Source organism: Methylovulum sp. (assembly GCF_028687615.1).
Classification (GTDB): Bacteria; Pseudomonadota; Gammaproteobacteria; order Methylococcales; family Methylomonadaceae; genus Methylovulum.
In genome coordinates this window covers 135753-156921 of sequence record NZ_JAQTZU010000003.1, presented here as the reverse complement: position 1 = coordinate 156921, position 21169 = coordinate 135753, and the positions used below count along the sequence as shown (strand labels likewise).

At 50.4% G+C, this 21169-nt stretch carries 22 protein-coding genes; 14 read left to right on the top strand and 8 right to left on the bottom strand.

The window, feature by feature from the left end:
• Positions 1-14 precede the first annotated feature (14 nt).
• The 4 genes from PHH59_RS03060 to PHH59_RS03045 all read left to right on the top strand — a co-directional run bounded on the left by PHH59_RS03060 (position 15) and on the right by PHH59_RS03045 (position 5700).
• Complete coding sequence (locus tag PHH59_RS03060; protein ID WP_300011019.1) at positions 15-962, top strand: DUF1566 domain-containing protein; 948 nt, start codon at positions 15-17, stop codon at positions 960-962.
• 185 nt (positions 963-1147) lie between these two features.
• A complete protein-coding gene (locus PHH59_RS03055; protein ID WP_300011016.1) occupies positions 1148-4393 on the top strand; it encodes an efflux RND transporter permease subunit in 3246 nt (1081 codons plus the stop codon).
• Positions 4357-4653 carry a hypothetical protein gene (locus PHH59_RS03050; protein WP_300011013.1) on the top strand — a complete coding sequence of 99 codons (297 nt, stop codon included), beginning with the start codon at positions 4357-4359 and terminating at the stop codon, positions 4651-4653. Before PHH59_RS03055 ends, PHH59_RS03050 begins: the two co-directional genes overlap by 37 nt.
• A 267-nt stretch (positions 4654-4920) precedes the next feature.
• Positions 4921-5700 (top strand): methyltransferase domain-containing protein, encoded by a 780-nt coding sequence (locus tag PHH59_RS03045; RefSeq protein ID WP_300011010.1) that lies wholly within the window; start codon positions 4921-4923, stop codon positions 5698-5700.
• A gap of 290 nt (positions 5701-5990) precedes the next feature.
• Here the strand turns inward: PHH59_RS03045 and PHH59_RS03040 are convergent, their stop codons facing one another.
• Both PHH59_RS03040 and PHH59_RS03035 read right to left on the bottom strand, forming a co-directional pair.
• Entirely contained in the window at positions 5991-6773 is a 783-nt protein-coding gene (locus PHH59_RS03040; RefSeq protein ID WP_300011007.1) for an alpha/beta fold hydrolase, read from the bottom strand.
• Positions 6773-7486: a DUF445 domain-containing protein gene (locus tag PHH59_RS03035; RefSeq protein WP_300011086.1), complete on the bottom strand. Its 714-nt coding sequence runs from the start codon at positions 7484-7486 to the stop codon at positions 6773-6775. The genes PHH59_RS03040 and PHH59_RS03035 overlap by 1 nt, the downstream gene beginning before the upstream one ends.
• Before the next feature lie 694 nt (positions 7487-8180).
• Here PHH59_RS03035 and PHH59_RS03030 point away from each other — a divergent pair.
• Genes PHH59_RS03030 through rsmA form a run of 3 tightly spaced genes read left to right on the top strand, consistent with a single transcriptional unit; the run spans position 8181 to position 10776 of the window.
• The gene (locus tag PHH59_RS03030) at positions 8181-8933 is read left to right on the top strand and encodes a DUF1566 domain-containing protein (RefSeq protein WP_300011004.1); all 753 of its coding nucleotides are present in this window, start codon (positions 8181-8183) and stop codon (positions 8931-8933) included.
• Positions 8934-8986: 53 nt separating this feature from the next.
• Positions 8987-10006 carry a 4-hydroxythreonine-4-phosphate dehydrogenase PdxA gene (gene pdxA, locus PHH59_RS03025; protein ID WP_300011001.1) on the top strand — a complete coding sequence of 340 codons (1020 nt, stop codon included), beginning with the start codon at positions 8987-8989 and terminating at the stop codon, positions 10004-10006.
• On the top strand, positions 10003-10776 hold the full coding sequence (gene rsmA, locus PHH59_RS03020) for a 16S rRNA (adenine(1518)-N(6)/adenine(1519)-N(6))-dimethyltransferase RsmA (protein ID WP_300010998.1): 774 nt from the start codon (positions 10003-10005) through the stop codon (positions 10774-10776). Before pdxA ends, rsmA begins: the two co-directional genes overlap by 4 nt.
• Positions 10777-11027: 251 nt before the next feature.
• On the opposite strand, the gene arsB is transcribed toward rsmA, so the two are convergent.
• From arsB to PHH59_RS03000, 4 genes are all read right to left on the bottom strand, one after another.
• Entirely contained in the window at positions 11028-12119 is a 1092-nt protein-coding gene (gene arsB, locus PHH59_RS03015) for an ACR3 family arsenite efflux transporter (RefSeq protein ID WP_300010995.1), read from the bottom strand.
• 18 nt (positions 12120-12137) lie between these two features.
• A complete protein-coding gene (locus tag PHH59_RS03010) occupies positions 12138-12614 on the bottom strand; it encodes an arsenate reductase ArsC (RefSeq protein WP_300010991.1) in 477 nt (158 codons plus the stop codon).
• A gap of 58 nt (positions 12615-12672) precedes the next feature.
• Positions 12673-13026, bottom strand: coding sequence for a metalloregulator ArsR/SmtB family transcription factor (locus PHH59_RS03005; protein ID WP_300010988.1), 354 nt, complete (start codon positions 13024-13026; stop codon positions 12673-12675).
• 228 nt (positions 13027-13254) lie between these two features.
• Positions 13255-13845: a Uma2 family endonuclease gene (locus tag PHH59_RS03000; RefSeq protein WP_300011083.1), complete on the bottom strand. Its 591-nt coding sequence runs from the start codon at positions 13843-13845 to the stop codon at positions 13255-13257.
• Positions 13846-13945: 100 nt separating this feature from the next.
• On the opposite strand from PHH59_RS03000, the gene PHH59_RS02995 reads away from it, so the two are divergent.
• From PHH59_RS02995 to PHH59_RS02985, 3 genes are read left to right on the top strand one after another with little or no spacing between them, the layout of a single operon-like run.
• Complete coding sequence (locus PHH59_RS02995) at positions 13946-14182, top strand: ParD-like family protein (protein ID WP_300010985.1); 237 nt, start codon at positions 13946-13948, stop codon at positions 14180-14182.
• Positions 14175-14366, top strand: coding sequence for a type II toxin-antitoxin system RelE/ParE family toxin (locus PHH59_RS02990; RefSeq protein WP_300010983.1), 192 nt, complete (start codon positions 14175-14177; stop codon positions 14364-14366). Before PHH59_RS02995 ends, PHH59_RS02990 begins: the two co-directional genes overlap by 8 nt.
• Positions 14321-14452, top strand: coding sequence for a type II toxin-antitoxin system RelE/ParE family toxin (locus tag PHH59_RS02985; protein ID WP_300011080.1), 132 nt, complete (start codon positions 14321-14323; stop codon positions 14450-14452). Before PHH59_RS02990 ends, PHH59_RS02985 begins: the two co-directional genes overlap by 46 nt.
• 26 nt (positions 14453-14478) lie before the next feature.
• Here PHH59_RS02985 and PHH59_RS02980 read toward each other — a convergent pair whose 3' ends face one another.
• Complete coding sequence (locus PHH59_RS02980) at positions 14479-15510, bottom strand: asparaginase (protein ID WP_300010980.1); 1032 nt, start codon at positions 15508-15510, stop codon at positions 14479-14481.
• 62 nt (positions 15511-15572) lie between these two features.
• Between PHH59_RS02980 and PHH59_RS02975 the strand changes: the two genes are divergently transcribed.
• From PHH59_RS02975 to trmB, 4 genes are all read left to right on the top strand, one after another.
• Positions 15573-16067, top strand: coding sequence for a dihydrofolate reductase (locus tag PHH59_RS02975; RefSeq protein WP_300010977.1), 495 nt, complete (start codon positions 15573-15575; stop codon positions 16065-16067).
• An 89-nt stretch (positions 16068-16156) separates the two neighbouring features.
• The gene (aroG, locus tag PHH59_RS02970) at positions 16157-17245 is read left to right on the top strand and encodes a 3-deoxy-7-phosphoheptulonate synthase AroG (RefSeq protein WP_300010974.1); all 1089 of its coding nucleotides are present in this window, start codon (positions 16157-16159) and stop codon (positions 17243-17245) included.
• Positions 17242-18219, top strand: coding sequence for a sulfur carrier protein ThiS (gene thiS, locus PHH59_RS02965; protein ID WP_300010971.1), 978 nt, complete (start codon positions 17242-17244; stop codon positions 18217-18219). The genes aroG and thiS overlap by 4 nt, the downstream gene beginning before the upstream one ends.
• Positions 18220-18373: 154 nt before the next feature.
• On the top strand, positions 18374-19087 hold the full coding sequence (gene trmB / locus PHH59_RS02960) for a tRNA (guanosine(46)-N7)-methyltransferase TrmB (RefSeq protein ID WP_300010968.1): 714 nt from the start codon (positions 18374-18376) through the stop codon (positions 19085-19087).
• A 74-nt stretch (positions 19088-19161) separates the two neighbouring features.
• Here the strand turns inward: trmB and PHH59_RS02955 are convergent, their stop codons facing one another.
• Positions 19162-21108 (bottom strand): dynamin family protein, encoded by a 1947-nt coding sequence (locus PHH59_RS02955; protein WP_300010965.1) that lies wholly within the window; start codon positions 21106-21108, stop codon positions 19162-19164.
• Between the last annotated feature and the right edge of the window lie 61 nt (positions 21109-21169).

The window sequence follows — 21169 nt, the reverse complement described above, 5'->3', positions numbered from 1 at the left end:
CCTTGGAGAACCTTATGAACTTTAGCCCCAAACCCCTCGCCCTTGCCTTCTTGCTGGCCCTGTCTGTGTTCGGCACCGCCCACGCCGCCGCGCCCTTCGGCGAGCAAGTCGCCGCCGCCATCAAGCTCCAAGGCGGCAGCAGTTCCAGTGCCGACTGGCCCGCACCGTTCACTTCCGCCTATAAAGTCCATGTGTATGTGCCCAAAACAGGCACCACCACCAACGCCCTGTACCGCGTCTACCCCAAGGGCAAACGCGCGGGCGGCACCGGATGCCTCAGCAGCGACGCCAAATACCCTTGTTATGAAGTGACCATCAACCAAACCCTGTATCCCAATGCCTGGACACAACTGATGTTGGATGATGATCCGGCGACACAATGGGAGTTTGTCAAAGGCCGTGGCTTTGTCACCGCCGTCGCCAGCAACCTCAGCGCGGCGGAGCTGCTCAACCTGTCGGCCTTGGTGCGCTTTGAGAACCAGACCATCATGATCGGCAAGACCTATCAGGGCGGCCTCATTTTTTATGTTGACGCAAGCGGCGAACACGGCCTGGTGGCTGCGCCCAAAGACCAAAGCACCGGCATCCAGTGGTATAACGGCAGTTATTTTGACACCGGCGCGACCGCCACCGCCGTCGGCACGGGGGCGGCCAACACCAGCAAAATCATCAAGGCGCAAGGCGCGGGTTCCTATGCCGCCAAACTCGCCGCCAACCTGGTGCTGGGCGGTTACGATGACTGGTTCTTGCCATCCAAAGACGAACTAAACTTAATGTATAAAAACATCGGCCCGGGTGCCGCCGCGCCGCTGACCAATGTCGGGGGTTTTGCGTCCGACACCTACTGGAGTTCGTCCGAGTTCGGCAGCAGCACCGCTTGGAACCAGAACTTCGGCAGTGGCGTCCAGCACAGCTACCTTAAGAGCAGCGCGTTTTATGTCCGTGCTGTGAGGGCTTTTTAACTATTTAACCCTTTAGCTATTTTCTTTTGGCTATTTCCGCGTAGCGGGAAAGTTTTTTTGGGGGTTAGCCGTAGGTCGGGTCGCCTAAAGCGCCTACTGTTGGTAGCGATAGCGTAACCCGACCTACCTGAGCTAAGTAGTTTAAAATCAGCGCACCTAACCGCAAACGTCCCCCTCATTAACAAATGCCCGCCATTTTAGTCCGCTTCTCCCTACGCTTCCACGGCATCGTCATTGCCCTAGCCTTGCTCATCCTCGTTTACGGCGGCTACCGTTTCGCCGAAGCGGGTTTGGACATTTTTCCCGAATTTTCCCCCAAACGGGTGATTATCCAGACTGAAGCGCCGGGCTTTGCCGCCGAGCAAGTGGAAGTGCTGGTGACGCGGACGATAGAAACGGCGGTCAGCGGCTTGGCGGGGATGGAGTCGGTGCGCTCTGAATCCATCCAAGGTTTGTCGGTGATCACCGCCACGTTTCACGACGACACCGACATTTACCGCAACCGCCAATTGGTCAGCGAACGCCTCGCCACCTTGACCACAAAACTGCCGGCTGGCATCACGCCTATCGCCATACCGTTGTCTTCATCGTCGGCGACGGTGTTGACGCTGGGGCTTAATTCCGACCACAAAGACTTGATGGCCTTGCGCAGTTTGGTGGATTGGACGGTCGTGCCGCGTTTGCTGGCGGTGCCTGGCGTGGCGGATGTCAATGTCTTTGGCGGCGAGATCACGCAATTGCAAATCCAAGTCGATCCGGTGCAATTGCAACGCTTCAACCTGACTTTGGATGAAATCATCCAAGCGACCACGCTGGCAACGCAACATCTGGGCAGTGGTTTTATCGAAAACAGCAACCAACGCTTGACTTTGCAAGTGGCGGGAATGCCGCTGACACCTGGGCAATTCGCCAAACTCCCGATTCCGCGCGTTGGTTCCGGGCGTAGCTTGGTCTTGGGCGAAATCGCCAATATCCGTTACGCGCCGGAACCACCGATAGGCGCGGCGCAAATCAAAGGCAAAACAGGGATTGTGCTGATGGTCATCGGGCAATACGGCGCGAACACGCTGACCGTGTCGCGGCAAGTCGAGCAAGCTTTGCAGGAATTGCAACCCGTATTCAAGCATGAGGAAGTCACGTTTTACGAGCATCTGTTCCGCCCCGCCGATTACATCGAACGCTCGTTAGCGAATTTATCCGGGCATTTGCTGATAGGCGGCTTGTTTGTGCTGGTCGTTTTATACCTGTTTTTGTTCAATGTCCGCACCGCTTTGATTGCCGCCGTGGCGATTCCGGTGTCGTTAGCGGGTGCGGTGCTGGTGTTGCTGGCTCTGGACGTGCGCCTGAACATCATGGTGCTGGGCGGTTTGGCAATCGCTTTGGGCGAGGTGGTGGACGATGCGATCATCGACACGGAAAACATTTTCCGGCGCTTGCGGGAGTTTCGTGCAGGGCAAACCGCAGGATGGGCTGACGAAGGAAGCCCATCGCTTGAAATTCAAGGCAACGTCGGGCTTCCCGTTGTTCAGCCCAACCTACAAACTAAGCCATTATCAACCATCGCCACCATCATTTATAAAGCCTCGCTAGAAGTCCGCAGCTCAGTCGTCTACGCCAGCTTCATTGTCGCGCTGGTGTTTGTGCCCTTGCTTACGCTAGACGGCGTGGCAGGACGCTTGTTCGCGCCCTTGGGCTATGCGTACATCCTGGCGATACTCGCGTCTTTGCTGGTCGCCCTCACCCTCACCCCCGCATTGTGTTACGCGCTGCTCGGAAACAGTGTAAATACAGCAGAAGATCCACCGCTCATCAAACGCCTCAAGCCGCTATACCAACGTTTATTACTACATGTCAACCAGCATTTCAAAATCATCATGGCGATTAGCATTCTAGTGTGCGCCGTTGGCTTTACTGCTTTCTCACAGTTGCATAGCCAATTCTTGCCGGAATTGCGTGAAGGCCATTACATGGTGCATACCACCAGCATTCCTGGCACGTCTTTGCAGGAGTCCCTGCGTATCGGCAGCCGTTTGACCGAACAATTTTTACAAATCCCTGGTGTCGAATCCGTGTCACAATGGGCGGGGCGGGCGCAGCGTGGCGCGGACACTTACGGCAGCCATTACAGCGAATATGAAGTGCGCTTGCAGCCTTTATCCGGCGCGGAACAGCAACAGATCATGGACAAATTGCGGGAGATTTTGGCAAGTTTCCCGGGCATTTCCTTTGAAGCCAACACGTTTTTGACCGAACGCATTGACGAAACCTTATCCGGCTACACGGCGGCGGTCGTCGTCAATTTATACGGCAATGATTTGGATGTGCTGGACAGCAAAGCCCAAACCATCGCCGACATCATGCGCGGCATGAACGGCGCGGCGGACGTGCAATTGCGCTCGCCACCCGCCACGCCTTTGTTGCAAGTCCACCTGAATCTCGACCAATTGGCGTTTTACGGCTTGCTGCCCTCTAACGTCGCGGAAACCTTGCAAGCGGCTTACGAAACCCATGTTGTCGGAAAAGTTGTCGGAAAAGTTGTCGGCAAAAACGTTTTGGGCAACAAAGTCCTGAACGTCGCCGTCACCGTCACGCCGGAATTGCGCCAGCAACCGGAATCCATCGCCGAATTGCCCTTACGCACCAAAGACGACAGTTTCATCAAACTGCGCCAGGTCGCCGACATCCACCACACCACCAGCCGTTATTCCATCCTGCACCAAAATGCCCAGCGGCGGCAAACCGTGACCTGCAATGTCTTAGAACGGGATTTGGATGCCTTCATGCAGGAGCTGAAAACCCGCGTCCTGCAAAACATCCCCATCAGCAAAGACAGCTACCCCGAATTCACCGGGGCCGCCGTCGAACAAGCCAAAGCGCGGCAAGCGTTAATCATCCATTCCTTGCTGGCTGGCACGGGCGTGTTGATGTTCATCTACCTGGCAATCGGCAGCGTCCGCCTGATGCTGTTGACCTTGTGCAATTTGCCGTTCGCACTGATCGGCGGCGTGGCGGCGGTGTTGCTCACCCACGCCAGCTTGTCGGTCGGCTCGGTGGTCGGTTTCGTCACCCTGTTCGGCATCACCGTCCGCAATAGCATCATGCTGCTGTCGCATTACCGATATTTGGTCGAGGTTGAAGACAGGGAATGGAATCTGGACACGGCCTTATTAGGCGCACAAGAGCGTCTGCCGTCGATTTTGATGACCGCGCTGGTCACCGCCTTGGCGATGTTCCCGATAGCGTTTAACAGCGACAACCCAGGCCGCGAAATTATGGGGCCGATGGCGGCGATTATCGTCGGCGGCTTGGCTTCTTCCACGGTGCTGAATTTGTTGTTGTTGCCGGGGATTTTGTTGCGGTTTGGACGGTTTGGGAATGGGCGAAGGGGTCGGCGTTGTCCCAGCTCCAGCGCAGTTGCTGGCCACCGTTGATGATTTGCCGTGGCGTCCAAGTGGTCGCTGAGGACGTAGAAAAGGCCGCTGGAGATGACGGCGACGGGTTTGTCACCCAGCCAGATGTGTTCCTGGGTGCGGGCACCGGTGGCATCGTATCCGCCGGCCAGGTGTCCGGCCTCGTCATACTCATAGACGCGCCCGCCCGTGCTCAGGGCGGTGCTGGCCTTGCTGACGCGCTGGCCCAAGGCGTTGATGCCGTAGCGGTAGGCGTTGCCGCTTCTGGTGGTGCCGGATAGTCGGCCTTCAGCACCTTACAGGTTATCGTTGCCCGACATTTAAGCGCCCGATGATGAAAAACCACAATGAAACCGATTTTCCATCAGTTACCGGACAGTGGAGCGTTGGGCATAAACAAACATGCCCAACCGGCTAATTTACTCTGACCCCAGTTATCCTGTCTTAAGGTACACTTAAGTTATTAATTTTATATTGTAATTCAATATCTAGCGGCAGGTTATTTTAGCCGTTAGGCTTCTTCCCGGCATTTTCAATGTGAGGTTAAGATGAGTTATCAAAAATATAATATCAAGTTTCCCGTCACCGAACCCCATCAGCTCGGGCAAGATGAGGAGTTTTTCTACCTCATTGAAAATGAACAGGAAATTCAATTTCGTTTTCATGATTATGGCGAGCTTTACAAGCGCCCTGGTTTATACGAGCAACTTTTTTATGAACGGCTCAAGTGTAATTCTCCAAAAAAAGTCGGCGATATATTGTGCCAGGTTCTGCGGGATAACCACATTGAAATGACAGGATTACGTGTGCTCGATCTGGGAGCCGGAAACGGCATGTTTGGAGAGCAGCTTCAGATCGTGGGTGTTGCCCGCGTTATTGGTGTTGACATCAGCGAAGAAGCGTATATCGCCTGTGAGCGCGACCGGCCAGGCTTATACGATGCGTATTATGTCCGCGACTTTTGCGATTTGGATGCTGTCACGCAACAAGACCTAGCTACATGGCAGATTGATTGTCTTTCTTGTGTTGCCGCGCTCGGTTTTGGGGATATTCCAGCAAAAGCTTTTGCCACTGCGTTCAATGTGATTGCACAGTCAGGATGGGTTGCCTTCAACATCAAGGAGTCATTCCTGCTTGAAAGCGATATATCGGACTTCTCCCGCTTGATTAAGTGGTTGCTACTAAACGATGCATTGGAAGTCCATCATTTGGAACGATACCAGCACCGCATCTCCATTGACGGGCTTCCTTTGTTTTATTACGCACTGGTCGGAAGAAAGGAGTCAGATATTCCAAACCACATCATGGCTAGTCTTGACCATGTCTAATATAGTATTCCAGCGAACTCCGTCACGGTCAGCCTACTACCCTTGCGTTAGGCGTTTGTATGTTTTGGGCCGAATGCCGACGTGGCGTTAGCTTCGGAGCCTTGTTTGACCCTTGTTTGCGGCGGTTGATGCGATTGGGGTGCCTTCGGCAATTAATGGAATCAATGCGGTCAGTGAAAACCCGTATTCCGTTTCACTCCATACGGGCTACTTGCTGGCTATTTGCCAATGGAGGAAAATTATTTTATTTCAAAGGCAGCAGTTCAAATCCGATATTAGGGCGGCAATTTTTAAGTTTCCAACACTAAAAATTGCCCGACCCGGTCGATAAATGCAAGCGGTTGCTGGACATGTAGCCAATGTCCGGCATTGGCGATGACACTGAGCGTGGCGGTGGGGAATAAGGCGGGGATTTGCTCCGCCTCGACATAAGTGGAATCGGCGCCGGCAATAAACAGTGCCTTGCCGGAAAAGGGCTGTAAATGCTGGGTTTCAGGAAACGCGGCGATATTGTCCGCCGTGCGCGAAAATATATCCAGGTCAACGCGCCAGCCATACACGCCCTCGTTAAGCACCAGATTTTGCAATAAAAACTGCCGGTAACTCAAATCAGGGATGGACTCGGCGAGATGATTTTCCGCTTGTTTGCGGTTGGTCATTTCCGCCAACGGCAGGGATTTTAAGCCGGCAATCAAACTTGCAAAACGGTGCGGATAACTGACCGGGGCAATATCGACGACAATGAGCTTGTCGAGATAATCAGGATAATTCAACGCAAACCACATCGCGGTTTTGCCGCCCATGCTATGCCCCAATAAATTGACCATTGACAGCCCTTGCTGGTCGATAAACCGCAACACATCCACCGCCATCACCGGATAATTCATCACCGGATCATGTGCGGACGCGCCGTGGTTACGCATGTCCAACACATAAACCCGATGGTTTTCGCCTAGTTTTCCGGCAATCTGCCGCCAATTTCTGGACGATGCAAAAAAGCCGTGCAGAATGATCAGCGGCGGCTGGTCAGTCGCCACGCCAAAAGTTTCAAACGCGAGATCAACGCCAGCCATCAGGCAAATCCAAACAATGCGCCCAACAAGCCGCCAAAGACGCCGCCCCACACCACCAACCAGCCTAAATGTTCGCGGATAATCGCCTGGACGATTTCCTTGACCAATTGCGGCGTCAATTCACTTAAGCGTTTGTCAATCACGCTTTCGATTTTCGAGACTAAGTCCGTGCTGATTTTATGTGCGTCCAAGCCTTGTTGCAGCGCGTGTTTGAACACGTCAGAACCGACCATGTCGGTCAAGGTGGCACGCATTTTTTCGCTGAACGGCTCTTTTAACGGAGCCAGAGCTTCGACACCGCCCATCATCAATAACATGCCGCCAAAAGACGACTCCATGATCGACGAGACCAAGCTTTCGTAAATTTTGTCATAATCGACCGCATTCAACAAAGGCTCCAAGTTCAATAACTTGCCGCCTTGCTGTTCTTCCGTTTCGATAAACTGCTCGATATGCTGTTCGGTAAAGAATTGCTCCATCATCAATTGTTTGATGGACAGCTTGAATTCTTCAAAACGTTCGGGTATCACGCCGGAGCCATACAAATATGGCACTTTCTCAAACAGCATGTAAATTGCCAGCGAGTTGGTGATGGCTCCAGACAGGGCAAAAAAACCAATGGATTTGACCAAATCCTGTTGTACGGGGCACACATAACCGGTAAAAATAACCAGCACGGCGACGAAGTTGGTAATGAAGTTTTTGTCCTTCATTGGTGTTTTATTCAAAAACATAGGCTTATAAGCTGCGTTACAATTAGGGATCACAATTTAAACCATCGCAAAAAGGTGGGTTTCCAGTACGGACGCAAGAGCATAAAAAGACTTCGGCGGTTTTTTCTGCAATAAAAACCCAAGGCAATTGCCCGTTGGCATCGGACTGGTGGCTATTATCGCATAACCGCAGGTGTTGGCTTAAGCCGCAACGCACAAAATGGATTTTTACCCGTTTCAACTTCTAGCGGCATTGAATTTTTTTATCATCGCCATAAAATCACTAACTGACGTTACGCAGTAACATCTGTTACAAGTGAAAAACTGGCGATACAAAGCATTGATGCCTGTGCCAGTCAAATATAATGCTAAAATGGCAATCGTTCACACGGCTAATGTAAAAATATCACTAATAATGCCAAGATACCTAAATCCAACTATTTTGCAGTCCATGTTTTAAAATCACCTTTCAAGATATAAAGCAATGATTGAGTCGAATCAAGTGATGGTTGACATTCAGAATTTTTTTGACACCGAAATCTCATCGCGAAAATTTCGCTACAAAATCAGATTCTTGTGCCAGGAACTGGGCCTATCGTCGAACGAAAGGCAACCTAAAATAAACGCCTATCTGATCAGATTAAACGAAGATTTGATTCAGGCGGTGACACGCCAAGAACAGCAAAGGCTGTCAATGTTAAACAGTGCATTTAGACAATTAAAAGACTCTTCGCGCACCCAGGCAAAACGTGAACTGGTGTCTGCCGCGTTATCGGGTTTTTATTCTTTATCGACCATCCCCGAACACGGCAACACCGGTTCTTTTAGCAATAAGGTCTTGCGCTCACTGGCTTTTTTAGGACAGGCCGCCGCCTATCTTGAGCTGGAAGATGCAGATGAGTTGGTCGCCGAAAAGCTTGCCCTTGCCATTTATGAAGATCCTAAAACGGCGGCGCAATTTCTTGATCCGAGTTATTTTGACTATTTCAAACAAACTTTAGGTTTGTTTGTTGAAGACCAGCAATTCACGGTGAGCGGCGGCATCGCCACAGACACCAAAAATGGTCTCATCTGGCTAAGGTTTGCGCTGGGCCAGGAATGGCGCCATGACCTAAACCAAGGCAGACTGGCGCGTTACACCTGGCGTGAGGCTTTTGCCGAAACCGAAATATTCAACGGACAAGGCGGCTACGACGGACATACCGACTGGCGTTTGCCTACTATTGAAGAATTAAAAACCCTGATCGACCTAAAGGAAGGTGATGCCCGAAAGTCAATCCATTTTATCAATAATCGGGTGTTCCCAAGAAATTATGATTTATTTTGGTCATCTTCATCCAGCTCTTACAATGACAACGTGGCGTGGATTGTCGATTTCGTCAACGGCAGTGCTTTTTATGGCAATATCAATTACGGTTACGGCGTAAGGCTAGTACGCAGCATCTAGGCTTCCGCCCCTATTTTCAATATCCAACCCAACATCAACGCCCCCAACATTCCATGCCCCCCCCACTTTTGCGTATTGCCCTAACCCCCGGCGAACCGGCGGGCATCGGCCCTGATCTTTGCCTACAACTGGCGCAACAAGACCTGCCCTGTGAATTGGTCATTATCGCCAGCCCAGAACTGATGACACAACGCGCCGCCCAGTTGGGTTTGCCGCTTACGATCAAGCTGTTTGACAGCCAAGCACCGGCAAAGCCACATCAAGCAAGTGGCTTGACCGTGTTGCCCGTGGAACTTGCCGCACCGGTGCAAGCGGGTAGTTTACATGTGCAGAACAGCCGCTATGTGTTGAAAACCATCACCAAAGCCACCAAAGGCTGTCTCGACGGGGTCTTTGCGGCGATGGTCACAGCCCCGGTCCATAAGGGCATCATCAACGATGCGGGTTTGCCGTTTACCGGGCACACCGAATATATTGCCGACCTGGCTGGCGGTTATCCGGTGATGATGCTTGCCACCCAGGGGTTGCGCGTCGCTCTGGTCACCACCCACCTGCCTTTAGCGGAAGTCAGCCAGGCAATCACGCATAACCGCCTTAGAAGTGTCATCCGAGTCCTGGAACATGATTTACGCACCCGCCTACAGATAGACAAACCGCGTATTTTGGTCTGTGGATTAAACCCCCATGCAGGCGAAGGCGGTCATCTGGGACGGGAAGAAATCGACATCATCGAACCCGTGATGGAGAGTTTTCGCAGCCAAGGCATTGATTTAACGGGCCCCTTGCCAGCCGACACGTTATTTACCCCCAAATACCTAGACCAAGCCGATGCCGTGTTGGCGATGTATCACGACCAAGGTCTGCCCGTACTGAAATACAAAGGTTTCGGGCAAGCCGTCAATATCACCCTAGGCTTACCGATTATCCGCACGTCGGTCGATCACGGCACCGCCCTCGACCTTGCCGGCACGGGTAAAGCCGATGTCGGCAGCTTATCGGTCGCCCTGCAAACCGCCCTGGCTATGGCCTCCCTATCGACGGCTTCCCTATCGACCCTTGCCTCCCCAACATGACCCACACCCCACGCAAACGTTTCGGGCAGAATTTCCTGCATGACCATTCAATCATCAACGACATAATCTCCAGCATAGCCGCCTACCCAGGCGAACATTGGGTGGAAATCGGCCCCGGCATGGGCGCGTTGACCGAACCCTTGCTGAAAACCGGCATAAGCCTGGACGTGGTTGAACTTGACCGGGACTTGGTGGCGTTACTTCAGAATAAATTCAGCCAAGCAACGCACCTGGCCATACACAGTGCCGACGCCCTGAATTTCGATTTTTCGCAACTGGTCAAAGACAATGAAAAACTGCGGGTGATAGGCAACCTGCCCTACAACATTTCCACGCCGCTGATGTTCCATTTGCTGGAAAGCACATCCTGCATTGAAGACATGCACTTTATGTTGCAAAAAGAAGTGGTTGATAGGATTTGCGCCGCACCAGGCAACAAACAATACGGCAGGTTGAGCGTGATGATGCAGTATTACTGTGAGCCGGAATTATTGTTCGACGTGCCACCAGAAAGTTTTGATCCCGCCCCCAAAGTCATGTCCGCCGTGGTGAAACTGACCCCCCACCAGCAACCGCCAGTCCCCGTGCGTGACCCCGCCCAACTCGGCCGCCTCGTCACCGAAGCCTTCTCGCAACGCCGGAAAACCCTGCGTAATTCCCTAAGCAAAACACTGACCGCCGAACAAATCCAGTCCGTGGGTATTGATCCCACACTACGCGCAGAAACCTTGGCATTGGCTGATTTCGCCAGATTGAGTGATTTGTTGTAACTGGGTTGTTTGGGTATTGCCTATAAAAAGCCCTGCCAACCCAACCAACCACACACTGCGACAATCTGCCACGCGGCAATGTGTCACATTCCATTTGTCCAGGTTTATCCGTAAGATAAGCACAACTCTTGAGATGCAAGCTCCTCCGGGAACCTTAGAGTTTTTATATCCTTCTCTTTAGCGGCTTACCAAAGCCGCTTTTTTTTGCCTGCGATTTTGTAACAGTCTAAAAAGTTGTAACGGCAAAACAGCTATTTTACCGCCACCTCATCCGCAAAAAACTTTCTGCGAAAATACCAGGCCAGCCTGACCAAACCAATCAACGCGGGCACTTCAATCAAAGGGCCGATGACAGCGGCAAACGCTTCGCCGGAATCCAAACCAAACACCGCCACCGCCACCGCTATCGCCAACTCAAAATTATTGCCCGCTGCGGTGAATGACAAGGTCGCGCTGATCCGGTAATTCGCGCCCGCTTTGGCGGACATATAAAATGTCAGCAAAAACATGATGGTGAAATAAATCACCAACGGCACGGCAATCCGCAATACATCCATCGGCAATTGCACGATGTATTCGCCTTTCAGCGAAAACATCACCAAGATGGTGAACAACAAGGCGATCAACGTGATCGGGCTGATGCGCGGGATAAAACTCTGCTCATACCAGATTTTGCCTTTTTGGCGCACCAGCACGAAACGCGAGGCCATACCCGCGAAAAAGGGGATGCCCAAATAAATCAACACGCTTTTGGCGACTTCCAGCATGGTCAGTTTGACTTCCAAGCCTTCGGCAATGCCCAGCAAATCCGGCAAGACGGTGATAAAAACGTAGGCATATAATGGGAACAACAAGACTTGAAAAATTGAATTGCAGGCCACCAATCCGGCGCAATATTCGCCATCACCATCCGCCAGTTCGTTCCAAACCAGCACCATTGCGATACATCGCGCCAGGCCGATGAGTATCAAGCCGACCATGTAAGATGGATAATCGTGCAGGAAAATCACCGCCAACGCGAACATCAGCACCGGGCCTATCACCCAGTTTTGTAGCAAGGAAATGGACAGGATTTTGAAGTTTTTGAACAACAGCGGCAGTTCTTCATAACGCACTTTAGCCAGCGGCGGGTACATCATCAGGATCAAGCCAACCGCTATTGGAATCGACGTTGTCCCCGTCTGGAAATGCCCTAGCCATTGCGTCGCCTCAGGGACAAAATAGCCCAAGGCCACACCGCCCGCCATCGCCAGAAAAATCCACAGTGTTAAAAATTGTTCGACAAAGCCTAAGCGTTTAGTCGTGCCATTGCCGTCGGCAACGTGGGTGTTTTGCGTAGCCATAGTCAATATCCTTTAAAATTAATAGGCCAAGCCGATGTGGTTGAGCTTTTCGCCCAACTCGGCACCGGATAAGGATTCTAAAGGCAACTCAAGCATCGCTTTGATCCGGCGTTCCAAAGCGTTGTATGTCGCTTGGAACGCGGCCTTGGTTTCTGCTTCCGTGCCACCCGTATGCGCCGGGTCAGGCAAGCCCCAATGCGCCCTGGTGGTGCTGTTCAGATACACCGGACACACCTCGCCCGCCGCTTGGTCGCAAACGGTGATGGCAATGTCAATGCCCGCATCGGCAAATTCATCCCAAGATTGGCTGCTGTAGCCTTCAGTGGGCAAACCGTTGCGCTGCAAGGTAGCCAACGCGTTGTCGTTGACCTTGCCGACCGGACGGCTGCCTGCGGAAAACGCCTGCACACGGCCTTGTCCCAAATGGTTGATCAAAGCCTCGCCCAACACGCTACGGCAGGAATTGCCGGTACACAAAATTAACACGTTTATCATGATGATCGCCTCTATATTTTAATATTCGTATTTCCATATATTATATGGGCGAAAAAAACTATTCACAACAATTCAGCTTGTCAGTACGGTTTGCCATCGCTTGTAAGCGTTGCAAATCTTCTTGTTGACCTGGATGATTGGCGAACTGTTGCGCGGTGATTTCCAAGACATCCGCTACCCACTGCGGTAATTCAGGATTGATCTGGTAATACACCCATTGCCCTTCCCGGCTATCGAGCAAGATTTTGCTTTGCCGTAACAAGGCCAAATGGCGGGAAATCTTGGGTTGCAGCATATCCAAGGCCTGTGTCAGCTCGCAAACACACAGCCTGCCTTTTTGGTGGAGCAGCACCAGGCAACGCAGGCGGGTTTCATCGGCCAGGCATTTGAATAATGATGTCGGTGTCAGCATGTGGGTGTTTGATAAATTAAAATTTGATTATACCCAGAAACCCTAATGTTGGCTTTGGCTTATCTGGTTTTCGCTTGCTGCCTAATTTTTGACCAACTGATTTATTGGGATAATTCTATCTTGCCTAAGCCTGTGTCCTCCAATCCCCCAACTAAATGCAATAACATTTGAGACGAAATACAACGGCTTGTGCCACGGGGGTTACGGATTATGGCGCAAAAACACTGCTTAATAATCATCCGGCAGACGCGCCACCAACTCATCCCACTGGATCACAATATCCGGCAACGCCATCACCCGCGTTTCGCCGGACAGCTCATAAAGCTCCGGTTTACCGTATTCCGCCCCAGCCAAGCGATAAACCGTCAATAAACGGTCAACCGGATGCACCAGCCAATATTCCTTCACGCCGTGCCGCTCATAAAGCGCACGTTTGCGGATTTGGTCATGGCTGGCGGTGGACGGCGACAACACTTCCACCAGCCAATCCGGCGCACCGCGCACCCCGCGTTTATCTAACTTACCGCCATCACACACCACCAACACATCCGGCTGCACAACGGTATCAACCTGTTCGTTGGCTTCATCGTGCTTCGGCAAGCGCACATCCACAGGCGCGATAAAAGCGCGGCAGGGCTTGCCTTTCAATGCTAACCGCGCTTGCAGATAAATCTCCCCAGCGACATCTTGGTGGGCCAAATCCGGCGCGGGTGACATCGCATAGGCCTGACCGTCGATCAATTCATAACGCACATCATCAGGCCAAGCCAGATAATCGCCATAGCAGTAATATTGGGTGTCTTTTAATGCCAAGCCCATTTTTATGTCCTCGGACGGTTGGTGGACGATTCTGTTTCTGTTGGGCAAAAAGCATAGCACAGAATGGATGTTTGGGATGCTGGGAGAATAAGAAAGCCCTATGACGGCAACCATTTCTATTGCTATCGACCAAGAGCTTTACGAGCAAGCACAGGATAAGGCGGCTTTGGAACACCGATCTACCACCGAACAAATTGAGTTTTGGGCAAAATTGGGACGTGCCGCGTTGGAAAATCCCGATTTGCCCATCAGTTTTATCGCTGAATCATTGTTGTCATTAATGGAACCGCATACCGAACTTGAGCCGTTTATGCCACGGGGCGGATTACATGGCTAATGATGTCGTACAAACGCGTCGTTTTGCCAGTCAATACAAGAAATTACACGATAATATCGCCGTTGATGTTGACCAAGCTGTTGTTGCCATAGCCAATAATCCAGAATTTGGTGAACGAAAAAAAAGGGATTTAGCCGAATACACGTCCATAAATTCCGCAGTCATGGCCAGCTTTATTTACTAGGTTACACATTTAACGATGCCGTCCGATGGGTTTATTTAGAAGCCATTGGAGTGCATGAGAATTTTTATCGTGATTTGAAGTGTTAATTGCCCTGATTCCCTAGCTGCGTAATTTAGCTGTCGCACTCAACATGCTCCCCCGCAATATCCGCCTCCATAAAGGCAACCATGTCTTCTTCCTTTGTAAAATTACCATACGCCAGCAGTAGCTTGACATAAGCGGCTTCTATGGAAAGATTCCACAACATCTTTCCACCTTGTTCGACCAAGGCGCGGGTGCTTTGGTAGGCATTGGGCGATTCCAAGGCTGGAGCCAAATAAACGCTGATGTCTTGTTGCTGGCAGCGTTTGGCAAACTCAAGCAACGAGTGTTGTTTGCCCCATTCGGACGACACACAAGCCGTACCGGAATGGTATAAATCATGGAGCACGGCATCGACATGATCCAGATTGACCGCGCGGTAATCCAAACCGGGATAAGGCCTTAACAGCAGGACGCGCCCGGCAAATTTGGCAGTTAAGCCATAATTTGTATGTTGCCTTATTTTAAGGGGATTCAACACGCTGAACATGGCACCGTCATATTGCATAAAACTTTTATTTTGCACACTGAAAAAGTCGCCGCTTAATTGCAAGGAGGCGGCAAGACGGGCACCTTGGTGCACTTGCATGGCCTGCCCTTGATTGCGGTAAGGGACAAATACGCCGGATTGTGGGGATTGCCGGATAAACTCCACCGCACAAATAAAATTGTCCAAGCCATTGGCGCGGCCATCATCCAGCGGAAAATCGCTGGACACCAACAACATCGGCAAGCCCAGCGCGTGAAAATAAAAACTTAAGGCCGCCGCCGTGAAGCTTAATGTATCTGTGCCGTGGGTGATGATAATGCCGTCATATTGCCCCGGCTGCTCGTTTTCAATGGCGGCAATTAACTCCGTCCACACTGCCGGAGCCAAATTTTCGCTTAACACATTCAAGGGCTGGATAGTTTTGAAAGCAATCTGCTGATGCCCTGGATAACGTTGCTGAAACAATTGCAGGAGCTTGAACGAAGCCGTATCGGACGTGTCAATCGTACCCGCCGTTGTTGTAGAGCCTATCGTGCCGCCGGTAAACACCAGCAAAATATTTTTTTTAACCATAGTGTATGATGCGATGTTAAACATAATTTCTCAAAGCATAGCAAAGCCTTCTTTTTAAGAATATGAAAATATCGCTGATTGTCGCCCTATCCAGCAACCGCGTGATTGGTCTGGACAATAAAATGCCCTGGCATTTATCGGCGGACTTGAAAAAATTCAAACAGATTACGATGGGGTACCCCATCATCATGGGCAGGAAAACTTTTGAATCCATAGGCAAAGCCTTGCCAGGACGGAGCAATATCATCATCAGCCGTAACACCGATTATCAACAAGGTGGCTGCCTAGTCTTTGGTTCGCTGGATGCTGCGTTACGCCATGCCTGCACGGAATCAGCACGGGTGTTTGTGATTGGCGGGGCAAGCTTGTACGAAGCGTTGCTACCGCTCGCCGATGAGTTGTATCTGACCGAAATCCAACAAGAATTTGCGGGTGATACCTTTTTCCCTGAAGTGCGGGCGGAAGAATGGCGGGAAGTGGCCAGGGAAGATATAGCCGATGACCCGCAGGTCACTTTCAGTTATAGCTTTTTGAAGTTGATTCGAGTACTGAAATAAGCAAAAACTAACCCCCAAAAAGCCGAAAACAGTTAAAATGCCAGAATTTGAAACACATCCTGTAACAAAACAGCCGCTTGGTAGCACTCATGCAAACAAAATACAATACTGATGATTTGAGAATTTGTGAAATTAAAGAAGTGATTGCGCCGATTCTGGTCCACGAGGAATTGCCGATTACCGACGCGGCGGCAGAAACCACCCTGGTCGCACGGGCCGAAATCCACAACATCCTGACGGGTGCGGATGACCGTGTGCTGGTGGTGATCGGGCCTTGCTCCATCCATGACCCGGTTGCCGCCAAAGAATACGCGCAACGCCTGAAAGCCGTTAAAGATGAGCTGAAAGACGACCTGCTCATCGTCATGCGCGTCTATTTTGAAAAACCGCGCACCACGGTAGGTTGGAAAGGTTTGATCAACGACCCTGACTTGGACTCCAGCTTCAATATCAACAAAGGCTTGCGCATTGCGCGGCAGTTGTTGGTCGATGTCACCAGCATGGGCATGCCGGCGGCGACCGAATACCTGGATTTGATTAGCCCGCAATATATCTCCGACCTGATCGCCTGGGGCGCCATCGGCGCACGCACCACCGAAAGCCAAGGCCACCGTGAATTGGCTTCCGGCGTGTCCTGCCCTATCGGCTTTAAAAACTCCACCGACGGCACGATTAAAATCGCCATTGACGCGATAGGCGCGGCGATGAGCCCGCATCACTTTTTGTCCTTGACCAAAACCGGGCATTCGGCAATTTTTTCCACCACCGGAAATGAAGACGTGCATATCATTCTGCGCGGTGGCAATGACCGCCCGAATTACGATGCGGTCAGTGTCGGGCAAGTTGCCGAAGGCCTGCGTAAAGCCAACCTTAGACCCAATATCATGATTGATTTCAGCCACGCCAATAGCCTGAAACAATGCCAACGGCAGATGATCGTCGGTGAAGATGTCAGTGCGCAAATTGCCCATGGCGACCACTGCATCATGGGCGTGATGGTTGAAAGCCATTTGAAGGCGGGCAGCCAAAAACAAATCGAAGGCCAGGAATTGGTCTACGGACAAAGCATCACTGATGGCTGTTTGGGCTGGGAAGATACCGTGCCGTTATTGCATGAATTGGCGGCGGCGGTGCAAAAACGCCGTGTCGCCAATCCTGATGGGAGTTTGAAAATATGAAAGTTTTTGTGAACGGCGCTAGCCGTGATTGTGCCGACAATGCCTCAGTAGCCGATTTGGTCGCTGACTTAGGGTTGACTGGCAAAAAAATTGCCGTGGAATTGAATAAGGAAATTTTGCCCTTCAACCAATACGCTAGCCAATTGCTACAAACAGACGACCGTTTGGAAATCGTCCACGCGATAGGTGGCGGCCAGGATGATTCCTTTATTTTGGCGGGTAAGGCTTACCAATCGCGTCTGCTGGTCGGCACTGGCAAATACAAAGATTTGGAAGAAACCCGTTTGGCGATTGAAGCTAGCGGGGCGCAAATCGTCACCGTCGCCATACGCCGCACAAACATCGGGCAAAATCCAGGCGAGCCGAATTTGTTGGATGTCATTTCACCGGACAAATACACGATTTTGCCCAATACCGCAGGTTGTTTCACTGCCGATGATGCGGTTCGGACGTGCCGTTTGGCGCGGGAATTGTTGGGCGGGCATAAATTGGTCAAGCTGGAAGTGTTGGCTGACCAGAAAACCTTGTTCCCGGATGTTGCCGAAACCTATATCGCGGCGGCATTGTTGGTGAAAGACGGTTTTGATGTCATGGTCTACACCAACGATGATCCGATTGCGGCAAAGCGTCTGGAAGCGATAGGCTGCATCGCGGTGATGCCGTTGGCGGCGCCGATAGGTTCTGGTTTGGGTGTGCGCAATCCGTATAACATATTGACTATCGTCGAAAACGCTTCTGTGCCAATTTTGGTCGATGCAGGGGTCGGCACGGCTTCCGATGCCGCCATTGCGATGGAATTGGGTTGCGACGGCGTGTTGATGAACACCGCGATTGCCGACGCGAAAAACCCTATCCTGATGGCTTCAGCCATGCGCAAAGGCATAGAGGCCGGACGCGAAGCTTTCTTGGCGGGACGTATGCCCAGACGGCGGTTTGCCTCCGCTTCCTCCCCTATTGATGGCCTGATTATTTAGCCATTGCTTAAAAGCCATATCCACGGCCCGTAGAGCACGAAGGACACATCATTGATTACAAATAGTGCTTTTTTCGTGTTTTTCGTGGACAATCCCTAACAAAATTTCGTGCGTTTCCTGCCCTTCGTGGCTTAAGACGCTCCCTCATCAATTTATGCTCAATCCTGAAATTCCCCTGAAAAAAATCCGCAGTTTTATCCGTAGGCAAGGCCGTTTGACTCCTGGACAACAATTGGCGTTAGATACGCATTGGGACAAATTTTGCTTAAATCCCGAATTGGATTATAACTTTAGCGAAGTATTTGGACGCACCTCGCCGCTGATTTTGGAAATCGGTTTTGGTAACGGTGAAAGTTTGGCAAAAATGGCGGCGGCGAATCCAGAACAGGACTATATCGGAATAGAAGTGCATCGCCCAGGAGTCGGACATTTGCTGATGCTGCTGGAGCAGGAGAGGTTAAATAATGTCAGGATTTATTGCCACGACGCCATCGAGATTTTGGAGCAGAAAATTCCCGACCAGAGCTTGGCAGGTATCCATTTATTTTTCCCCGACCCTTGGCCCAAGAAAAAACATCATAAACGCCGTATCGTAAGCTCTGGTTTTGTCGATTTATTAACCAGGAAACTGGTTATTGGCGGTTATTTCCACGCCGCCACTGATTGGCAACATTATGCGGAATGGATGCTGAAAATGCTTGCTACAGAACCTCGCTTGAAGAACAACAGCGAAACGAATGGCTATTGTGACCGCCCCAACTATCGACCATTAACCAAGTTTGAGCAACGTGGTTTGCGTTTAGGGCACGGGGTTTGGGATTTGATATTCAAGCGCGTTTTATGGTCGCAGCACTTGAATATCATTTAAACACCTAGGCTAAGTAAGCCTAATACGTTGATAAAATTAATTTTAAACCTCGCCTAAGTTGGCATGGCAAACATCTATGGATTGTTTTCTGCTACTATTTGAGTTTCCAGTTGCATGGATTTGATAATAATGGCCAGCTCTTCGCGCTGACGTTTCAAGGGTGCCAGCTCCGCTTCAAGGGCTGCTATGTTTTCAGCAACTGTACCTTTAGATTCATTAATCTTTCTTAACATCTGCAAACGGCCTTCAATTTGCTTTTTGTGGTCTTTAATCTGCCTCGCCAACGGCGACAACGCCCCATTACTCCAAGCAATCGCATCAGCATAGGCTTGTTTAAGTATGCCTTTCGCTTTGGCAACCAATGTGCTATACAACTTATCAACCACGACCCCCTGCTGGGTCATAGTTACTCTGGCACTGGTGCGGAAAACCTCGCCCTCTTCAAAGACTTCTTCGAGTTCCAATTGATATTTTTTTATGTCAAATAATTTGGGCTCGATTTCTTTAAAACCATATTCATCTTTAAACTTTTTGTGTATCGCCTTAACCAAACGTCGGGTTTCGTTGGTAATATCCACCGAGTCTTGAAGCATATCCCGCAAGTCATCAAATAGTTTGCGGATATTCTGTTTCATGCCTATCGTAGTGAGGCTTTTGCTAATATCATGCTTGGCGACACCAATAACTTCATTGATCTTTTCTTCGGAAAAAGAATTGATGAGCATCTTGGCCTGAACGATAAACACCCGTCGGCTGGATTGGAAATTTTCCACATTCGCCATATAGACATTTTGTCTGTCACGGGTTTCGGCCATTAATTTGCCGGTCATGTCCTGATTATGGAAATCAACTTTTCTAAATTCTTCCAGTTGCTCAGTTGCGTGTGACAATGCCATATTGCTTGCATTAATCGATTCACTAACCAGGCCACCAATATCACGAGCAACAATGGATGCCATGATGCTACGCTTATCCTTTAAAATATCATTGGCAAGATAATTTTCTAAATTCGAGATCCGGCTTCTTTCTAGAAGTTCCTCATCACCCTTAATTTTGGCAAGCAATGCTTGTTTGGCTGAAAGCGGAAAAATGGAATCTTCATCTATTTTTAAAATAGTTGCGGAGGCTTTGATTTGCGATTTAATTGAACGGTCATAGTCAGCATTTCCGCCCAGATCATCCCACATAGCATCAATCTTGTTCATAACCACCGCCAAACCTTGCTTTCTGCTGCTACGGGCACGGTTGATATGGTTCAACCATATTTCCAAGTCACTTTTAGTCACGCCGGTATCAGCCGCCAACATAAAAATTATGGCTTGGGCACTAGGCAACATATTGAGCGTCAGTTCCGGCTCCGTACCTAATGCGTTTAACCCAGGAGTATCAATGATGGCCAATCCTTCTTTCAGTAAAGGATGAGAGAAACTGATGAGGGCATGCCGCCAGCAGGGTATTTCCACTTTATCAGGGTTCAATTCACCTTGGGTGGCCGCTTCGCGCTCATTCCATAAACCCAATCGGTCAGCCAATTCACGGTCCACTTTTTTACTGGCGATCAATTCTTTAAATGCAGCCTGCATTTGTGTCGGCGAATTGAAGTCAAGATCCAATTGGGTCCACCGCTCGGGTATGTTCTTGAATTCTGCCAATGATATATCTTCAAGGCGGCTTTCGATATTCAATAAACGGATATAATTGCCGCCCTGTTCATCATAGAAAATTTCGGTCGGCGACATCGTGGTGCGCCCTGGTGAAGAAGGCAACAATCTTACGCCGGACTCGGCAAAAAACATTGCATTGATCAGCTCTGTCTTACCACGCGAAAATTCCGCAACAAACGCCAAGGTAATGCGGTCATTTTTTAAGCTGGACAGGATATTTAAAAGAGTATTCGTGCGATAGCCTTCATCCATCCCATAGCGCACCAGCCATTGCTGATACATTTCTACTGCTTGTATCAGATTTGCACGCCATATCGAATATTCGTGCATTTTTTCTTTAAATTCCAAGTTCCTCATGGCAAGCCTTTTGTAAAAAACACGATTTTAGTAAATGAATCGAGAATTCAAATTATATCTG